Below are 17,207 nucleotides of genomic sequence, written 5' to 3'. Positions count from 1 at the left end.
TTAAAATCCTTTAATCGTCATCCCGCCGTCAACGAACAGCGTCTGTCCGGTGACGTACGTTCCGGCGTCCGACGCAAGGAACACAGCTGGTCCAACGAGTTCCGTCAGTTCACCGACCCGGCCGAGCGGTGTCACGTCAACGATGTCCTGCAAATAAGCGGGATCGGCGAGCAACGGTTCCGTCAGCGGTGTCTTGAAATACCACGGTCCGATCGCATTGACGCGGATATTTTTCGGACCCCATTCAAGCGCTAAGACTTTTGTCATCTGAATCAAGGCGGCTTTCGTCGTCGCATAGACGACACCGGTTCGTAAGGCGACGTGTCCCGCAACCGAAGCAATGTTCAGGATACTGCCGCCGGTGTCCTGCATCCGGCGTCCGATTTCCTGTGAGAATAGGAAGACAGACTTTAAGTTCGTCTGCTGGATTGTTTCCCACTCGTCCTCGGTGACATCCAGTGCTTTCGAGCGGATGTTCATTCCGGCATTGTTGACAAGGACATCAATCCGGTCAACATATGTATAGGCACGGTCGACCGTCGCCTGGACCTGCGTCCGGTCCGTCACGTCGCATGTTAAGACAAAGGCGCGCCGTCCAAGTTGTTCAATCTGTTTTGCGGTTTCCTGTAAATCGGATTCCGTGCGGGCGACCAGTAAGACATCCGCGCCAGCTTCCGCCATTCCGATCGCCAGGGCACGGCCGATGCCGCGACCGGCACCGGTCACAAGAACGGTTTTCTGATCCAGTTGAAACGAAGGTAAGTACATATGATCACATCCTATTCTGACAGTGTAATTTTACTGTACGCTCAAATTGACTGAAAAGAAAGAAAAATGCTGAAGGACTAGCCGCTATATGTTATTATTTGGTAAAAAAAGGAGGCGTATTATGCAACGGAAGCTCGGACTGATGATTCTATCCGTTTTGGTAATGGCCGCATCGCTCGTCGCGTTTGAACGTTATGTTTATAAGACATATATCTATAAACCGGCGGATTACACATTCCATTACAAAATTAAGCCGCGCAAAGCAATGAATGGGCCGAAATTTGGAGCAAAACCGTTCCCGAAAGGTCCAATGATCAAAGGTACCTCCTTGTTCTTGCCGGATATTCTGCTGCCGGTCGGAGCACTGGTCACAGCCTTCTTATCTGTTTTTGTGTTCCGCCGGTTACTCGGATACCGCCGGCGTAAACAGTTGCTTGAGCCGACGGAAGAGGGGGATCCGCAAATCTTACGTCCGAAGATAGCACCGCTTGACTGGCGTCCGGAGCGACAACGACAACAAACGGACTCCGTTTCCGAAGTCCGTCAATTGATTGCTTCTTTTGACCGGCAGCTACCGGACGGATCAAAACGCCGGCCGGAAGAAACGGTCCAGGATTGGCTCGACCGGATCGAGTTGCCGATTAATCCGCTACTTTATCATGTGGTCCGTTACGGGGAAATCGACGATCAGACGCTCGACCGTTCCGAAATCGACGCTCTGCGGAACCAACTGAATCAACGGTTGCGGGGATGACCGATCATGCGGAGTAACGTTTGATGGTGTTCCGCGTCCCGTGTTACGAGAGATAATTCGCGTGTGACATCAAAACCGGTGATCGGCAATGTCCGGACTTCCGGCGGGAGACCATCCTGAAAGATTGCCGGTAAAATCGCGATCCCGAGTTTTGCCCGGATGAAGCCAAGGACGCTTGAACCAAATTCCATTTCCGAGGCGACGGTATAGGTCGCCCCGCGTTCCGCAAACGCGGCTTTCAGGATATTCGTCGAGTCACAGTCGATCGGCAAGGACAGGAACGACGAGGCTTCGATTTGATCGAACCGGACATCGACACAGCCTTCGAACCGTTCGTCAGCTTCATGGAAGTAGAGTAAAAACGGTTCCGTATACAGGTGTGTCGACGGATACGGATGCTCGATTTGCCGATCGTCGAGCAATACGGCATCGTACTGATGCTGCTCCAAACCGGCCATCAGTTCGATGTACGTATGGGCCGTCTTGATCTTCAGTTCCGGACCGCCCACTGTTGGATGGTTGGCGAAGTGTTGCGGCAGGTAAGACATGGCGACACTCGGCCATGAACCGAGTGTAAACGACGTCTGTCCCTGCAACTGATCAATTTTTCGTTGCATGTCATCGAGCTGTTCGAGAATTTTTTGTCCGTCTTTGAAGACGATTTCTCCTGCCGGCGTCAACGAGACGCCGCTCGTCGTCCGTGTGAACAGCGGAGCGCCGACCGCCTGTTCGAGATTTTTGATTTGTTTGCTAAGCGCCGGTTGCGTCATATGCAAAAGTTCGCTCGCTTTCGTCAGGCTGGATGTTTCCGCCGTGACGTGAAAGGCTTCGAGCCATTCGGTTTTCATCAGACTTCACACTCGCTCTCGCTTCTTGTGCTTTGACGATACTGTACGTTTGTTTCGTCTGACAACTATTTCGCTCAATTTTATATATTCTTCGTTTGGAATATTCCTTTTGGGGTATATATAAATAGAAGAGGTGGAAATCATGTCAGATGGGCTTGCACGTACGTTATTTGCTTTATCCGATACCAATCGCTTGAAAATCGTCGAACTATTGAAGACGGGTCCGTTACCGGTCGGTGAAATTGCGGCGCAGTTACGTCTCAACCAACCGCAAACATCGAAACACCTGAAAGTTTTGCTCGAAGCGGATCTCGTCCGGATCGAACCGGTCGCCAACCGCAGAATCTATCATTTGCGGACAGAGCCGTTCCAAGGTCTCACTGCGTGGAGCCAATCGTTTGAACAGCAGATGGTCAGCCGGATGACACGACTTGAAGGATATTTGGAACAGATACAGGACACAGTCAACCCAAAGGAGTGAATGAAAATGCAGGAAAAACTAAAAACGAAAGTCGAAGGTTCCGTTCTTCAAATGGAATGGACGTTCGACGCTCCTCGTGAGCTGGTATTTGCCGCATTTACGGAAAAAGAGCATCTCGAAGCCTGGTGGGGACCAGAAGGCTGGCAAACGGAAATCACGACCTTTGATTTCGTCGAAGGCGGCATTTGGCATTACTGTATGCGCTGCAAGGATCCCGCGCAAGGGGAATTCTACGGAATGGAGTCGTGGGGAAAAGCCATCTTCCGACAAATCGATGCTCCGCAAAGTTACGCCCACGCCGACTATTTTTCGGATGCTTCCGGAACAATTTCCGAAGAATTGCCGGGCAGTGAAAACGTGACGACGTTCGAAGCCGTCGGTGACCGGACTCGGGTAGTGTTCCGGTCGGACTTTAAGACCGAGGAAGCGGTAAAACAAGTCCTTGAGATGGGAATGAAAGAAGGATTCACCTCACAATTGCATCGTCTCGATCAATGGCTTGCGCAACGAACTGTATCCTAAAAGATCTGACAATCCGTCACGGACGGGTTGTTTTTTTCGAACAGTCATTCAGAACTGTCACTCTTTTGGGAAAAGTGTCATTCATTTTGGGAATTCAAAGGAAAATGCTTCATCTTTGGCAGTATGAAGCCGTTATACAAGATGAGATGACTGAAAAAGGGGATCGATAGTGTGAAATGGTGGTCGAAACAACAAGAGATTACGTTTTCAGAACGGATGCAACAAGAACAGGAACATGTTCGCTTAGAAGCGGGGGCAGCATTTGCGCAACAACTCCAGCTGATTGATTTGACGGTCGAGGATTTACAAATCATCCGTTTGATCCGTCACGATGTCGCGGAGTGGATGCCGCAGATGGTCGATGCGTTTTATGCGGAGTTGGTCCGGGTGCCGGAGCTGAAACAACTGATTGAACGGCACTCGACACTCGAACGGTTAAAAGGAACGCTCGCCAAGCATATCCTCCAGATGTTTGACGGACAGGTCACACCGGACTACATCAACGTCCGAAAACGGATCGCCGATCGGCATGTCCGGATCGGCCTGCAAAATAAGTGGTACATCGCCGCCTTCCAAAAGGTATTAAACGTCTTGAGCCGGCAAATCGAGGACAGTACGTTACCCGAGTCGGAACAGGTCCGGATTGTCCGCTCTGCCGGGAAACTGTTTAATCTCGAACAACAGATCGTTTTGACGATGTATGAGGAGATGGTCGAAGCCGAGCGGCAGACGGTGACGGATGCGAAACAGCGTGTCGGACAGACCGTTCAAAAGTCGACAGAGGAACTGGCCGCGATGAGTCAACAATCGTCTGCCAGTTTTCAGGAAATGGAGCGGCATGCCCAACAGGTGTCCGTGACGACAGGGGCGATTGCGACACAATTGACCCAGGCAGCCAAAGAAGCGGCAGACGGTGTCGAATTGGTCGAGGCGGAAACGAAACGGTTTGAACAAGTTGTAGAAGAGATGACGCTGACGACGGAACAGATGACACAGCTCGCCTTTTTGTCACGCGAAATCGAACGGATTGCCGGGATGGTGACGGCGATTTCCGATCAGACGAACCTGTTGAGTCTCAACGCTTCGATCGAAGCGGCACGAGCCGGCGAGATGGGACGCGGCTTTACCGTCGTCGCCCAGGAAATCCGGAAACTGGCGGAAGAAAGTAAACGGTCCGCGTCAGAAGCATCAAGCATCGCCCAGGAAATCACTTCGAAAATGGGACAAGTCTCGGAGCGGATGAGCGGGACCGAGCAGTCGGTCGTGCAAACGACGGAAGAACTGACCCGTGTCGTCACCGCCTTTACGACGATTTCCCGCCAAACGGTCGATGTCTCGAAACAGATCATTACATTGTCGCAGGATACGGAACAGGTCGCCGGAACGATTGAAGGTATGCGCCATATCGCGGAATCGATTGCGGAGACGGCTGACGATTTACAGACCGTCGCGACGACACTCTGAAAGGGGAATAGGGATGAGAAAACGAATCCATCTGTTGTTTGGAGTTGGAATTCTGATGCTTGCCGGTTGTGCAAGCAACGATTACCCGTTAAAAGAAGCCAGTAAAAACGGTGACATCGTCACGACGCCGGAACGGCATAATCTTGACCGGTTCGAGACGTTTTTAACGCGAGTCGGGCAACAGAAACAGGATACAATCCGGATTACGGGGTATACGACGGAAGGGGATGCAATCCTTGAAGATGTCACGTATGACGGGAAACGGTTTACCTATTCCCTCGATTCGTCGCGTGATGAATATGGTTCGCAGGCAGACGACCGGAACAAGGAAATCTGTCAAAACCTTGAGCAACAAACAACTGAGGGAGGGAACACCTTTACCCTGACCGGCTGCAAAGAAGGACAGGATCATGAGATTTTCAAATCAAATCCAGGTGAACTTAAAAAATGAAAAACGGTTGATCCTCCGAATCATGCGAGGATCAACCGTTTTTTAGTCGAGTGTCTCTTCGAGAATCCGTAAAGCTTCCCGCCAACTCGTGAACCGTTCGATTAATAAGGTCAAGGAAGGGGCCTGGTGCTTACGCGCAAACCGGACATACTCTTGGCTCGTTAAGTCAGGACCGAGCTCTTCGTATGCCTGGCGCAACGCGTTCAGGCAATCTGCGTCGGAATAAAAACCGTTTGACGACAACCGGAAATGTGCCAGTGCCTGTTTCCATGTCCCATAATGCCGGATGATGGTGTTTGCGCTCACCATCTGCGTATGTGTTTCCCGTAACTCCGAGTAAGAGCGGATGGTCACGCGTGAGCCACGCGTCTTGATATAAAAAGCGATACTTTCATCCACACTCCAGCGTTTTTGGCTGGACGTACCGGGTTTTGCCCGATTCAGCATCAAATGGTCCTCGGTGGACAACTCGAACGGTTTGACGATGCCCGCTTGTTCCAATAGTTTGGTCCAAGAGCCAAACCGTTGTTCAATTTCCTGTAAAGAGGGATAGGGCAGGTAATGTGCTAATTTTTGGTAATGTGCTGCTTTCATCGGTGTTGTATGTAACTGGTGAAGACCTTGGATCAAGCGAATGATTTTTTCATCCGTCGTCAAGGTGGAAGTGGATGTGTGCGTGGTTTCTTTCATCAAGAAGTCTCCCTTAGTGGATCGTTGGAACGTAATGGGATTAGTGTACCATCTACCTCAAAGAGATTTAACTAACAAAATCGTAAGGTTCAATGGGACGGTCGTCTCGAACAGAGAAGGATTTCGCACCCATCAGCCTTCCGGAATGGCCGTATACCGGTAAGCGGTCGTTCCTTTGAAAACAAACAGCACACCGGTCGCGTCTTCACTCCGGTATAACTTCGTTCCGGATTGCCAGTCTGTCGCCGATTGGTCCGTCAACGGTTGTTTGGCGGTAAGTTGTTTCGTGACAGTCGAAAAGGAAATCACGTTCTTTTTTTTGATTGTCGCATCTTTTCCGTCGAGCCGATACACCCGGTCGTCTGCCCGGATTAAATCAGCCGCCGGATCTTGACGGGCTTCCGTCGCAATTGAATCTGTCGTCGAAGTCGTTGTGTCAGTCGTACATCCTGCTGTAAAGAATAGACTGCTCATGACGAACAGTGTGATTCGTTTTTTCATGGTCTGTCCTCGCTTTCCTGACTGTTTATTTATGTCGTAATTTACGATATAATCGGATGTAACGATATAAAAGGGAGTGAACGAGATGTCAGCGATTCATGAAGACTTTGCCCGGTTGTACTATCATCTGCATCCGAAATGGACGGCAAATCTGTCGCATCAAAGTGTCCGGATCTTGCAAACGATTCAAATGACAGGCGCCATTACAGTGAAGGAGATTGCAGCCCGGTTTAATTTGTCTCCGAATACCGCGTCGGAGCATGTGAAAAAGTTAGAAGGGCTTGGGTATGTCGTCAAACAACGGTCATCTGTCGACCAGCGTGTCGTTCAAGTCAGTTTGACGCGTGAAGGACGGACAGCCGTCAAAACGCATACCGAACTCGACGCAAAACGTGTCGAGCATGTTTTAAACCAATTATCTCCTGCAGAACAACACATGATTCAAACGGCATTTCAGCTGTTTCGGGAGGCGACCGATGACTGCTTTTCTGATTAAAATCTTTACCAGTGCCGTCATCATCGGTTTTGTCACGGAATTGGCCCGACGTTCCCCGACGTACGGCGGGGTGATTGCGGCCCTGCCGCTCGTCAGTCTGATCAGTCTCATTTGGCTCGTCCGGCAAGGCCAATCAAAAATGGAAGTGACGGCGTTTGTCAAAAGTGTCCTGTACGGCTTACCGGCGACGTTTCTTCTGTTGTTGGTATTGTATCTACTTTTGAGTCGAGGTGGATCACTTTTACTTAGCATGGTGTGCGCTGGAGCGTGTTGGTGGATGTTTTGGACCGTACAGCAACAACTCACTCAGCTGTGGAGTCGACTTTGATAACGAAGTAATTAACTTTTGCCGATCTATTTTCAAGTATAGATCAAGTCCTTTGAAGAACGATACGATTATGAAAATCTACATAATATCATTGAGGACATGAATGTGATTTTTTTCTCCGGACGAACGAGAAGCGACATCTTTTGAAAGATGGAGTAAACGAATTGTCAGTAGTCCAGTTAACATGTGGAGAAATCATTCCTCTGTTATTAAATAAGTTCTTTTAATTAGAGTCATGAAAAATGATTTTATCAAAATTAGGCGATTCATCTTCAACCACTTCCTGGCGAAGTGGGATGAAATGCACAAGACCACTGGAAAAGGGCTGTCTTTCGGTTCTTGTTCCAAAGAAATTCCTTTGTTGAAGCAGGAGTTCGACTGGTTGAAGGAAGTGGATAGTACATCTGTTCAGATCAGCGTCAAACACCTTGCCGATGCGTTTGACCGCTTCTTCAAGAAGCAGAACGCATTTTAGCTTCTTCAACCGTCGGGACGACGGGGTTAGCCTGATCAGGTTTCGACCAGGTCGGATAACTCAGGAATCCTCCACCTCTAAGTGAAGCGTAGGTGGAGGTAGTTCAAGAGGATTACTTACTTTTCTAACTCATGGAGTGAGGAATACAAAGTGTAAGCTCCCTTTAGGCTTTTTTTCTTAGAAGCATACATCGCAATATCTGCATGTTTCATCAATTCTCGAAATGAATTTGAATCCATTGGAAAGGACGATACACCAAGACTTGGAGGACAATGAATGGTATGTCCTTGAATGTTGTAAGGATCTTGAAGACGAGTTACTAACATGCTTGCTAACTCCTGCAAATTTGAATCAGATTCGATATTTTCCGCAATTAAAGTAAATTCATCTCCACCTTGTCTTGCGATCATCGTAAAAGATTCGGACATATTAAGCAGACGCTGAGCAACAGCTGTAAGAAGTTGATCACCTACGTCATGCCCTAAAGAATCGTTCACACGTTTAAATTGATTTAAATCCATGAAAAATAATGAAATGTTTTGATTCGCGTTGATATTGGTTTGAGTATTAATCAATTCATGTATTTTTTCCTCAAAAGCAATCCGGTTGTTAAGTCCGGTTAGGGCATCATGGTAGGCCAAATAGTTAACTTTCTTCTCGTTTTCCTTGTTGGTTGTAATGTCTTTCCCGATGCCAAAGATGCCGACCAGTTTGTCACGAACGATGATCGGAATGTTTGTGATATGCATGTATGCTTTATTTCCATTATGACCGTTAACGATTGTTTCATAACTCCGGGGATGGCCAATAAATACTTGTTTGAGCTCAAAAGTGACACGGTCACGATCAAGGGGATCGACGTATAATAAACTGTTTTTACCGAGTATTTTTTCATTTGTTACACCAAGCAGGGTGCTACAAGCTTTATTGGCACTTTCGAACCGACCAGTAAGATCAGTGGAATACACAGGATCCGGGTGATATTCAAATAACGATTTATAGCGTTCTTCACTCATTTCTAACTCCTGCGTCTTGCGGTAGTATTGTTTGACCAGACGCTGATTTTCCAAAATCATGAGTACTTGTCTGACAATCACTAAGACAATTGATAGACCCGATCCGATGGTGACTGAATCCATTCCGGTCGAGTGTAAGCCCATGAAAAGAAATAGAATCAGGACACCTCCATACGGGGTCAACAGCTGAAAAATATTCATTTGGGCAATCAGCACTTCGGACTCTACTGGCGTTTTGGAAGAGGAATGAAGTAATCCCGACAATCCGAGTATCATCATGACGACAATGAATAACGGATCAATGAAACTTCCGGAAAAATAGGCACCAATCGACAACAAATAGAGGTAAACGGAGTCGGCGATTGCCTGGACTAATAAAGCTGCAAATACAAGTAGTGTCGAAAGATTTTGGTGTTGTTTTGTCGCACTGAAAAAAAGAAAAGCGGTTGCTAAAAGCATTCCTAAATCGCCAATCGGATACGCCAACGAAACGACCAACTCATTCATGCTGATATCGTGTGAATCCAGAATGGGCGCAATTAAAAAGTGCCAAGAAAATGTCGAGGCGACTACTAAAACAATTAAAACATCAAACAGGAAGGGTACGCGCTCTTGCTTTTTTGTTTGATGAAAGACTTTGTACAGCAGGGCACTTAAAATAAAAACAACCTGTAACAGATAAAAAACATCGGTCAGACCCGGAGAAGGTACTGCCCTTAAAAAGATACTCTCTGTAATGAACCAGATAATCTCTGCAATCAGGTAACAGCATGTTGCGATTGTCAGTAGAATCCAAAATGTTTTATCTGTACCTTTCGATTTTTTGACTGTGGACGAGAGCCAAACGAAGGCGATGAAGATTCCGAAAACAGAAAAAAGATTTCCACCGAATGCTTGAATATAGAAGTCATCATTCCAAGCTAAAATCCATATATAATAGAAGAAGAGATAAAAAAACGTAATGGATAAAGGCCATCGTAATGATTTAAGCATATATCATCTATACTCCTTTTTTTGTGATTTATTCATTATACATGCTTACCTCATGGTTCTAGCAGGTAATTATGGTTTAGGGGAATGAAAATTCGTTTACATAAGAAAACTTTTAACTATGTCGCTTTCTGCGTCTTTTAAACAAGAAACAGACGAATCATTGTGATCGTCTGTTTTCAGTGCAACCTCAGTGATGACTGATTTGCGTTAAAACTATTGTTTCGTGAACGGGAAGCAAGGCCATAAATGCTTGTGCTTCTACGGGCGGTGAGAAGAAGTACCCTTGTCCAATCGGACAGCCGTATTGTTGCAAGATTTTTTTCTGTTGCAAGGTTTCAATCCCTTCCGCGACAATCGATAATTTTAAATTCATACCTAGCTCAATAATGGTTTTGACGATTGGAGAAGAGGAATCCTCCTCTAGTCGATCGACAAAGGATTTATCAATTTTCAGCGTATCGATCGGCAGCTGCTCCAATACGTTCAGTGAAGAATATCCTGTACCGAAGTCATCAATCGACGTTTCGACACCCAGTCGAGCAAGGTCTTGGAGGATGGAAATACTTTCCTCAATATCCTGAACAATACTTTCGGTGATTTCTAATTCCAACCACTGAGCATCCAGGCCTGTTTCCTCTAAAATCGTTTCCACTTTCTCACTGAAAAGAGGATTCTGAAATTGAAGTGACGAAACATTTACTGATAGCAGAAGTGGCGTGAAGCCTGACATTTGGAGTTTTTTATTATACATACAAGCCGTACGCAACACCCATTCACCGATTTCATTGATCAATCCGGACTCTTCTGCGATTGGGATGAATTCAGCAGGTGAGATGAATCCGAAGTCCGGATGTTTCCATCGTATCAATGCTTCCATACCTACGATGTTTTCGGTCGATAAATGTACTTTCGGTTGATAATACACTTCAAATTGATTTGATTGTAGTGCATTTCGCAAATGGGTCTCCATTTCCAAATGCTGTGCTAGTCGTGAAGTGAACGAAGTATCATAAAAAGTATACAGATGATGCGTTCTATTTTGTGAATGATACAAGGCTTCGCTTGCTAATCTTTGAAGCTCTTCTAGATCGTCACTGTGGACAGGAAATAAACTAATTCCAATTCGGGGGACCAGGCTGATCTCATGGTATTCAATTTTCATAGTGGTCCGTAAAAAAGCAATCATCTCGTTACATCGTTCATGAAGCGTTTCTACTTTTTCGTAAGGAAGTAGCACAGTGAATTCATTTTCGCTCGTCCGAAATACACGGACCCCTTTCGGAAGGATGACGGATAATCGGCTATTCATGACTTGTATGATTTGATTTCCCACATGATAACCAAAGGCATCCATGAATTGTTTAAATCGATCCAAATGAACCACTACAACTGCAATCGATGTGTTGGGATATTGCTTAAGTTCAGGGGTCGACCGGATGAAATCCGCCTGGTTACCAATACCAGTTAAACGATCCCGATATGCGACATCCTCAAGTTCCGTCAACAGGCGCTTATTTTTTATTAAAACGATCGTTTGTCGAATCAAGATGAGTATAAAAATGGTAAACCATCCGATACTCAAAGCATTTAGATGCCATTCATACGATTTAATCATTAAAAAAGATAAAAGAAGAATACTCGTATAAGGAAGTAAAAATTCTCGTCTAAAAAAAGGTCTTTTAACTTTTAAAGTATACTGCGATTGGGTAGATGCATAGTGAAGGCCTGTAAATCCGATGAACAATAAAGCAAGTGTCCACATGAAATCCACCAGCTTACCGGCTTCATAGGTATTCTCGATGGTGAGTTGAGCAAAAATCACATCTCCGATCACCTGTAGAAATAATCCGATAACGAGAAAAATCAAAGTATGGTTCTTGCGATCAAATGGTATTAAATAACCGACAGTCACAATAAAAAATAAAATACCTAAATCGGCAAATTGAAACAATATAGTGATGGCGTTTAACCAAAAAGACTCTTTTTGCAGATGATAAAGCGGATGAAGTAAGTAGAAATAACTAATTGAACTCGCCGCCACCATATAGATGGCCATATTAAAGAAGTACGTCGTGTTTGCTAAAATGGTGCTATCCTTACGTAATTTAAAAATCAAAGCACTGAAATAAAGAAAGTAAGCACAAATCCAAAGTACTGACGAAAAAACGGGCGTTTGAACGGTGTGAGAACGTAACATAATTACTATCCAAATGAATGTCCCGAACGCTGAAAAAAATGTTCCTCCAGAGAGAAATAGCCAAAAGGGTTGGTCCTTCTTTGCTGCACGTCGGAATGTCTTAAACAGCCAATAAGTACTTAACAATCCAACCGTTAATTGAATACTATTTAAATTTAACACGCGCTTCCAGGACGGTCCTTCAAATATAAATAAGTGAAATCCGAATGATAAAAAAACAAAAATAAGACTTAAAAAAGATATGAATTTCAAGTTTCTCAAATTAAAACCTCCTCTAAGCTGTTGATAAGACACCTGTAGTTCAATAGTATATCGGCTTTTTGAGGGATTATTTCGATATTGTAATTCAAATAAACCTGAAGAATCATTTTTATAGATATAAAAGCGGGGCATCAAAAATAAAAAGACACTGATCACAAAGATCATGTCTTTTTATTTAATAGGTACTGCAGGAATAAAAAAATGACAGGAGCCATTTAAATGAAGCAGACGTGAGCTTGTTTCATACAGGAGATTGAAACATATAAACCAACCTGTCCATCGTTTCTTCAAACGAACGAACCGGCCGGTAACCGAGGGCAACGATTTTGTCGTTCGAATAGGTCGGATGCTCCGCTATCCGGTTCGGGATGCGATACGGCTTGCCCGACGCTTCGATCAGACGCATGCGAAAGTCGGTTTCCGGAATGTTGGCGTCGACCGCATGAAAGACGTCACCGGATTTCCCACGCGTGAGGACGAGGTACACCATCACGGCCAGATTATCGGCATGAACCCAGTTCACGACATCATCCGGATGGACCCAAGTCACGATCTCCGCCTCCTGCATCCGTTTGACTTGGCGGTCGCCCCAGTAGGAATGGTGTTCGGCACAGATGGCGCCGGACCGTAGAATGCGGACATCAAGTCCGTGCGCTGCATACTGGTTCAAAATGCGTTCCGAGCGGATTTTTGTCTCGATGTACGGTGCCGGATGGTCAACGGCGAGCGGCGACGACTCCGTCAACTGACCGTCCGCTGGTTCTCCGTAGACGGATGTCGTCGAGATATGGATGATGTGTGCACCCGTTTCATGTGCCACAGCTGCCAAGTGCTCGACGCCAACCACGTTGGCTTGATGCGCAAGGACCGGGTCCTCTCCAAGATAGGCGGCACAATGGATCACCCAGTCAATCTTCTCCATCGCTTGTCTAAGCGACGCTCGATCGGTAAGGTCACCGAGGACCGGTGTGAAACCCAGTTGCTCCACGAAAACAAGCTGATCGGGATTCCGGATCAAGCCGCGGACTTCGAGTGCTTCCGGCACAAGTCGTCTTGCGACACGCGCGCCGACCGTCCCGGTGACGCCGGTCACCAAAATGCGTTTTCCTGTCAGTTTCAAATCATCGACCTTCTTTCTTCTATCAATTGACCCGCTCGATCGTTGCGACGAGCGGTTGTTTGTCTTTCCGGTATTCGAACCGGATGATGTCCCCCGGTTTTAAGACGGATACGGGATTGGTCCGACCGTCAATCTTCGTCTGATCGTCAATCGTGACTTCGGTCAAGGTATACGAAGCTTCCGGATCCTGCTCCTCAGGACCGAGCGAAAGCTGATTGCCTTGGATTTCTTCGATCACATATTCCTCATTGGAACAGCCGGATAAAACGCAGACTATGAACAGACCCAGAATCAGTAAACGAATGGTGCGGCGCATGTCTTCACCACGCTTTCATCAAAAGTATTCAGAGAAAAACGGATTATTTTCATTGTAGGGATATTAAAAGAAATACGAAAGAAAAATATGGATGAATTTAGTCAATTGAACAATCAGGATGGTAGTATTAGGGAAAAAGGAGGGGGTAACATGAGCGCATTTGCTAAAAAGCTACTGATTCTTTTTGGTGTCATGGTCGTGATGGCAGGTCTGGTTGTTTTTCTGTATGTCCAGTCCATGGAACCGGACGAACCGGAAGCAGATCGAGTCGTACGTGAGACGAAATCATACATCGCGAAGCACTTTCAACAGGCTGAAGTAGCGGGTGTCTTCTACGACTCAACGGGCAGGTACTCCGAGTTTGATTATGCCGTGCAACTGAATGACTTAAAGACAAATATAGATTTTTTCGTGTATGTCGATCAGCAGACAAAGCAGGTTACGGATACCTACTTGTCTGAACAGTGGTCGCAGACACTGACGGAAAAGATCCGTCCGCTTGTCGAAACGATTTTCGGTCAAGGGACCGCATACAAGGCAGTGTATTATCAAGACGCTGTCCAACAATTGAAGCTGGATCCATCATCGTCAAGCGAGTATGAGAAAGCAAAAATCCCACCGTTCATTACGATTACACTGCAGCGGGACCGGTTACCGACGGAAGAAAAAAATCTGACGCGGCTGGCAACGGCTATAAAGAAAAAGAAGTTACTCCGGCACGGAAATCTGACCACGGAATACATCAATGAAAAAGGAATTCTGCGGGAAGATGAGATAGGGTTTAATACATACTTTTAACAAGAGCGGACGACCTGGAGTGTCAGGTCGTCCGCTCTTGTTCAGTTTCCAGTTACCAGGCTTTGAAGGTAAACGATTCCCATGAACAAAATCCAGACGCCAATCGGAATTTCTAGACTCATCAAGGCTTGCGTCAGCCGGTATGAAGCTCGTTTGTTTTGTAAGTAACGATCTGTCACGAAAAACAGGAGTGCTGCAGCTAAGCTGAGGATACCGGCGTAAGGATTAAATATCAGGAAAAAAACAGATCCGAATGCCAGATGCAACACACCAGAAACAACGAAATCAGCTTTTTGATGTTTAGTGATTCGTCGGCTGATGATCTCACTGAGAAGTGACGTTATCCCGCCGTAAATCAGGATGAACGGAAAACTGTACATCAGATAGGCCGGAATAGTAATTATAACACTTGATAGATACTGCCAAATCGAGTTGGCAGGAGCGCTCGTCGGATCCGGAACGAACAGACCGAACAAAATGGCAAAGATCGCGCCGGAGATCGAAGCCGCAATTACTTTCCGGTAAATCATACGATATGTCTCCCTTCTTGCTCCTGTACATATTTCGCTTCCCGCACCGGAAACAACAGACCGACTCCGATAATCAGCGCGCATCCGATAAAGATGGCCGGTAATCCGAGGGTCGCAACAAACGACATCGTTCCGAGAATGATTAAGTCGAACGCGGAATCGACGAGATTGAGCAACGAGAGCGTCGTCGCCCGGCTGCCGGACGGGATGTGTTCGTTGATGATACCGGAATAAAGCGGTTGGCGGATTGATCGAAGCATCCGCAGGACAAAAAAGAGCACTAAGGCAATCCACAAGCTGTCAAACAGGAAACTGGCCAGTGAAACAGCAAGCAGTGTGACGACGCCGGATAGTTGCATCAACGTCGTCCGTTTAAACTGGAGCAACAGCCAGGCGAGATGTCGGGTGATCAGCATGCTGAGTAGAGCGGCGCTTGCGTACAAAACGCCGAGCCATGCAATCGGAAGTCCGGCTCCCGTCACGTACGGTTGCTCAAATTTGCCGAAAATCACGACAGACGGAATCAACACAATCGTGAAGTTGAAAAAGGCTTTAATCAGATCCGGTGATCGGCGGATGATCTGCCAACCGTTTTTGACATGGGTATACGGGTTGTCCCGGAACTGATCAAACGATTTAGGATTGATCAGACTGAAAATCAACAAGAATTCGATGATTTTGAAGAGAATTCCGATGAGGATCAGAAATTGGAACTGGCTTTCCGCCAAATCGCGGACGAGATAGGCGCCGATCAGGCTGGTAAAAATCGTGACGGAGAACATGACGGACGAGATCTTTGCCATGACCTGACTCATCGTCTTTTCCTGTCCACTTTCCTTTAATGATTCATAAATCAAGGCATCGTCTGAACCGGAAAAGAAGGATGTTGATAATCCCCACAGCAGTCCCTGAATCGAAAACCACCAAAGGTCATCCGCAATCAGCAAGAGACTGGTCGAAAAAACACTGATGAGACTGCCGGTTAAAAAGGACGCTTTTGGTCCGAAACGGTCGGCAAAGGTACCGGTCGGGATTTCCGATACTAATGTGGCGGCACAATACATGAAGAGGATGATCAGAATGTCGGATGCCGACAAGCCACGATGAAAATAAAACAAGGTGATGACCGGATCGAGGAGATTGATCGTGCCGAACAAAGTAATGAAATAAAAGACACGGACATTATGGGTAGCTAAATTATGATGATTTCGTTTGATGAACATGCTGTTTCCTAACTTGACCTGTAGTGATGAATCGGTGATAAACTGTATCTTATATGATTATAATGATAATATATGGAATTTTAAAGGGGTAATTAGGAGTTTGAAAAGGAATAAGAAGTAAGATCACGAATACAAGACATAAATCAATGCGAGTCCCGGTCAGTCGTTTCATCAAAAGGAAGAATGGACAACCTACCATTAAATCTTCATGAAGAGGAGTCAGTATGAGAATTCAGTTAAAAGCTTGTACAGCAGGTGATGCCGATGAGTTATACGCATTTGAATGTGACAACCGGCGTTATTTCGAGCAGTCGATTCCGTCACGTGGAGATGACTACTATGTGCCTGACATTTTTCGGGAACGGCATGCGGCTCTCTTACAGGAGCAAAAGGACGGTAGTTCCGTCTTTTTCTTGATCAAGAACGAAACCGGTTCGATTCTTGGCCGAATCAATCTTGTTGACCGGAGTCCGATCGATAAAAGTGCGCAACTCGGTTACCGGATCGGGCAATTACATACTGGAAAAGGGATTGCGAAAGAGGCGGTTCGATTATTGCTTAAGAACTGTCAGAAGCTTGATATCGATAAAGTCGAAGCAAAAACGACGGACGGGAACTTAGCCTCGCAAAAAATCTTGACGCATAGCGGATTCCGACGAGTAAATAAAGAAGAAGAAGTGGTGTTACACGGTCAACGGATGAGGCTGATTCATTATATTTGGGCGCGGTAAATCGTTTACTATGTTTTTGAGAAGGACAGATAAAAATGCTGACACAGATCATTTTGAATTTTTCAAGCGTATTTCTCAGCGATACGGCATTAAGGTTCGTGTTATTTGGAGAATTGTTCGTATTGATCCTAATCTACTGGGCGATGGCTAAATTTTCAAGGCGGAGTCTTGGGATTGGCGCAGAATGCTGTCATTGATGTCTCGATTCTACTTTACTATCCACTCGAACTGGCGGCTTTATTAT

General features: G+C 46.1%; 19 protein-coding genes and 1 pseudogene. 10 read left to right on the top strand and 10 right to left on the bottom strand.

Annotation, left to right across the window (positions count from 1 at the left end):
- Entirely contained in the window at window positions 1-768 is a 768-nt protein-coding gene (locus MUN34_RS06710; RefSeq protein ID WP_247857219.1) for an SDR family NAD(P)-dependent oxidoreductase, read from the bottom strand.
- Window positions 769-889: 121 nt separating this feature from the next.
- Between MUN34_RS06710 and MUN34_RS06705 the strand changes: the two genes are divergently transcribed.
- The gene (locus MUN34_RS06705) at window positions 890-1,522 is read left to right on the top strand and encodes a hypothetical protein (protein ID WP_247857218.1); all 633 of its coding nucleotides are present in this window, start codon (window positions 890-892) and stop codon (window positions 1,520-1,522) included.
- Here MUN34_RS06705 and MUN34_RS06700 read toward each other — a convergent pair.
- A complete protein-coding gene (locus tag MUN34_RS06700; protein ID WP_247857217.1) occupies window positions 1,504-2,370 on the bottom strand; it encodes a LysR family transcriptional regulator in 867 nt (288 codons plus the stop codon). The two genes, MUN34_RS06705 and MUN34_RS06700, sit on opposite strands and share 19 nt — an antisense overlap.
- 142 nt (window positions 2,371-2,512) lie before the next feature.
- Here MUN34_RS06700 and MUN34_RS06695 point away from each other — a divergent pair, with 142 nt between their 5' ends.
- The 4 genes from MUN34_RS06695 (at window position 2,513) to MUN34_RS06680 (ending at window position 5,288) form a co-directional block, all read left to right on the top strand.
- Window positions 2,513-2,851, top strand: coding sequence for an ArsR/SmtB family transcription factor (locus tag MUN34_RS06695; protein WP_247857216.1), 339 nt, complete (start codon window positions 2,513-2,515; stop codon window positions 2,849-2,851).
- A 6-nt stretch (window positions 2,852-2,857) separates the two neighbouring features.
- Entirely contained in the window at window positions 2,858-3,373 is a 516-nt protein-coding gene (locus MUN34_RS06690) for an SRPBCC family protein (protein WP_026828387.1), read from the top strand.
- 171 nt (window positions 3,374-3,544) lie between these two features.
- A complete protein-coding gene (locus MUN34_RS06685; RefSeq protein ID WP_247857215.1) occupies window positions 3,545-4,837 on the top strand; it encodes a protoglobin domain-containing protein in 1,293 nt (430 codons plus the stop codon).
- A 13-nt stretch (window positions 4,838-4,850) separates the two neighbouring features.
- Complete coding sequence (locus tag MUN34_RS06680) at window positions 4,851-5,288, top strand: DUF4362 domain-containing protein (protein WP_026828385.1); 438 nt, start codon at window positions 4,851-4,853, stop codon at window positions 5,286-5,288.
- Window positions 5,289-5,330: 42 nt separating this feature from the next.
- On the opposite strand, the gene MUN34_RS06675 is transcribed toward MUN34_RS06680, so the two are convergent.
- Both MUN34_RS06675 and MUN34_RS06670 read right to left on the bottom strand, forming a co-directional pair.
- Window positions 5,331-5,978: a homing endonuclease associated repeat-containing protein gene (locus MUN34_RS06675; RefSeq protein WP_026828384.1), complete on the bottom strand. Its 648-nt coding sequence runs from the start codon at window positions 5,976-5,978 to the stop codon at window positions 5,331-5,333.
- A gap of 132 nt (window positions 5,979-6,110) precedes the next feature.
- Window positions 6,111-6,479 carry a hypothetical protein gene (locus MUN34_RS06670; protein WP_026828383.1) on the bottom strand — a complete coding sequence of 123 codons (369 nt, stop codon included), beginning with the start codon at window positions 6,477-6,479 and terminating at the stop codon, window positions 6,111-6,113.
- Window positions 6,480-6,564: 85 nt separating this feature from the next.
- Here MUN34_RS06670 and MUN34_RS06665 point away from each other — a divergent pair, with 85 nt between their 5' ends.
- From MUN34_RS06665 to MUN34_RS06655, 3 genes and pseudogenes are all read left to right on the top strand, one after another.
- Window positions 6,565-6,975 carry a MarR family winged helix-turn-helix transcriptional regulator gene (locus MUN34_RS06665; protein ID WP_026828382.1) on the top strand — a complete coding sequence of 137 codons (411 nt, stop codon included), beginning with the start codon at window positions 6,565-6,567 and terminating at the stop codon, window positions 6,973-6,975.
- Entirely contained in the window at window positions 6,956-7,303 is a 348-nt protein-coding gene (locus MUN34_RS06660) for a DUF3147 family protein (protein WP_247857214.1), read from the top strand. Before MUN34_RS06665 ends, MUN34_RS06660 begins: the two co-directional genes overlap by 20 nt.
- A 256-nt stretch (window positions 7,304-7,559) precedes the next feature.
- A pseudogene (locus MUN34_RS06655) lies at window positions 7,560-7,769 on the top strand (IS200/IS605 family element RNA-guided endonuclease TnpB); the annotation flags it as partial.
- A 125-nt stretch (window positions 7,770-7,894) separates the two neighbouring features.
- Here the strand turns inward: MUN34_RS06655 and MUN34_RS06650 are convergent.
- From MUN34_RS06650 to MUN34_RS06635, 4 genes are all read right to left on the bottom strand, one after another.
- Window positions 7,895-9,787, bottom strand: a complete 1,893-nt coding sequence (locus MUN34_RS06650) for a DUF4084 domain-containing protein (RefSeq protein WP_051525143.1) — start codon at window positions 9,785-9,787, stop codon at window positions 7,895-7,897.
- Window positions 9,788-9,974: 187 nt separating this feature from the next.
- Entirely contained in the window at window positions 9,975-12,245 is a 2,271-nt protein-coding gene (locus MUN34_RS06645) for a putative bifunctional diguanylate cyclase/phosphodiesterase (RefSeq protein ID WP_247857213.1), read from the bottom strand.
- A 241-nt stretch (window positions 12,246-12,486) separates the two neighbouring features.
- Window positions 12,487-13,365, bottom strand: coding sequence for an NAD-dependent epimerase/dehydratase family protein (locus MUN34_RS06640; RefSeq protein ID WP_247857212.1), 879 nt, complete (start codon window positions 13,363-13,365; stop codon window positions 12,487-12,489).
- Window positions 13,366-13,387: 22 nt separating this feature from the next.
- Window positions 13,388-13,681 carry a hypothetical protein gene (locus tag MUN34_RS06635; RefSeq protein WP_247857211.1) on the bottom strand — a complete coding sequence of 98 codons (294 nt, stop codon included), beginning with the start codon at window positions 13,679-13,681 and terminating at the stop codon, window positions 13,388-13,390.
- Between the two features lie 150 nt (window positions 13,682-13,831).
- On the opposite strand from MUN34_RS06635, the gene MUN34_RS06630 reads away from it, so the two are divergent.
- Window positions 13,832-14,479, top strand: a complete 648-nt coding sequence (locus MUN34_RS06630; RefSeq protein WP_026828378.1) for a hypothetical protein — start codon at window positions 13,832-13,834, stop codon at window positions 14,477-14,479.
- Between the two features lie 41 nt (window positions 14,480-14,520).
- Here the strand turns inward: MUN34_RS06630 and MUN34_RS06625 are convergent, their stop codons facing one another.
- Together MUN34_RS06625 and MUN34_RS06620 are read right to left on the bottom strand one after the other, a co-directional pair.
- Window positions 14,521-15,009 (bottom strand): hypothetical protein, encoded by a 489-nt coding sequence (locus MUN34_RS06625; protein WP_026828377.1) that lies wholly within the window; start codon window positions 15,007-15,009, stop codon window positions 14,521-14,523.
- Window positions 15,006-16,232: an MFS transporter gene (locus tag MUN34_RS06620; protein ID WP_247857210.1), complete on the bottom strand. Its 1,227-nt coding sequence runs from the start codon at window positions 16,230-16,232 to the stop codon at window positions 15,006-15,008. Before MUN34_RS06620 ends, MUN34_RS06625 begins: the two co-directional genes overlap by 4 nt.
- 224 nt (window positions 16,233-16,456) lie before the next feature.
- Here MUN34_RS06620 and MUN34_RS06615 point away from each other — a divergent pair, with 224 nt between their 5' ends.
- Window positions 16,457-16,963, top strand: coding sequence for a GNAT family N-acetyltransferase (locus tag MUN34_RS06615; protein WP_247857209.1), 507 nt, complete (start codon window positions 16,457-16,459; stop codon window positions 16,961-16,963).
- Window positions 16,964-17,207: the final 244 nt, after the last annotated feature.

Source organism: Exiguobacterium sp. 17-1, assembly GCF_023096305.1.
GTDB classification, from domain to species: domain Bacteria; phylum Bacillota; class Bacilli; order Exiguobacteriales; family Exiguobacteriaceae; genus Exiguobacterium_A; species Exiguobacterium_A sibiricum_A.
This window is presented reverse-complemented; position numbering and strand designations above follow the sequence as displayed.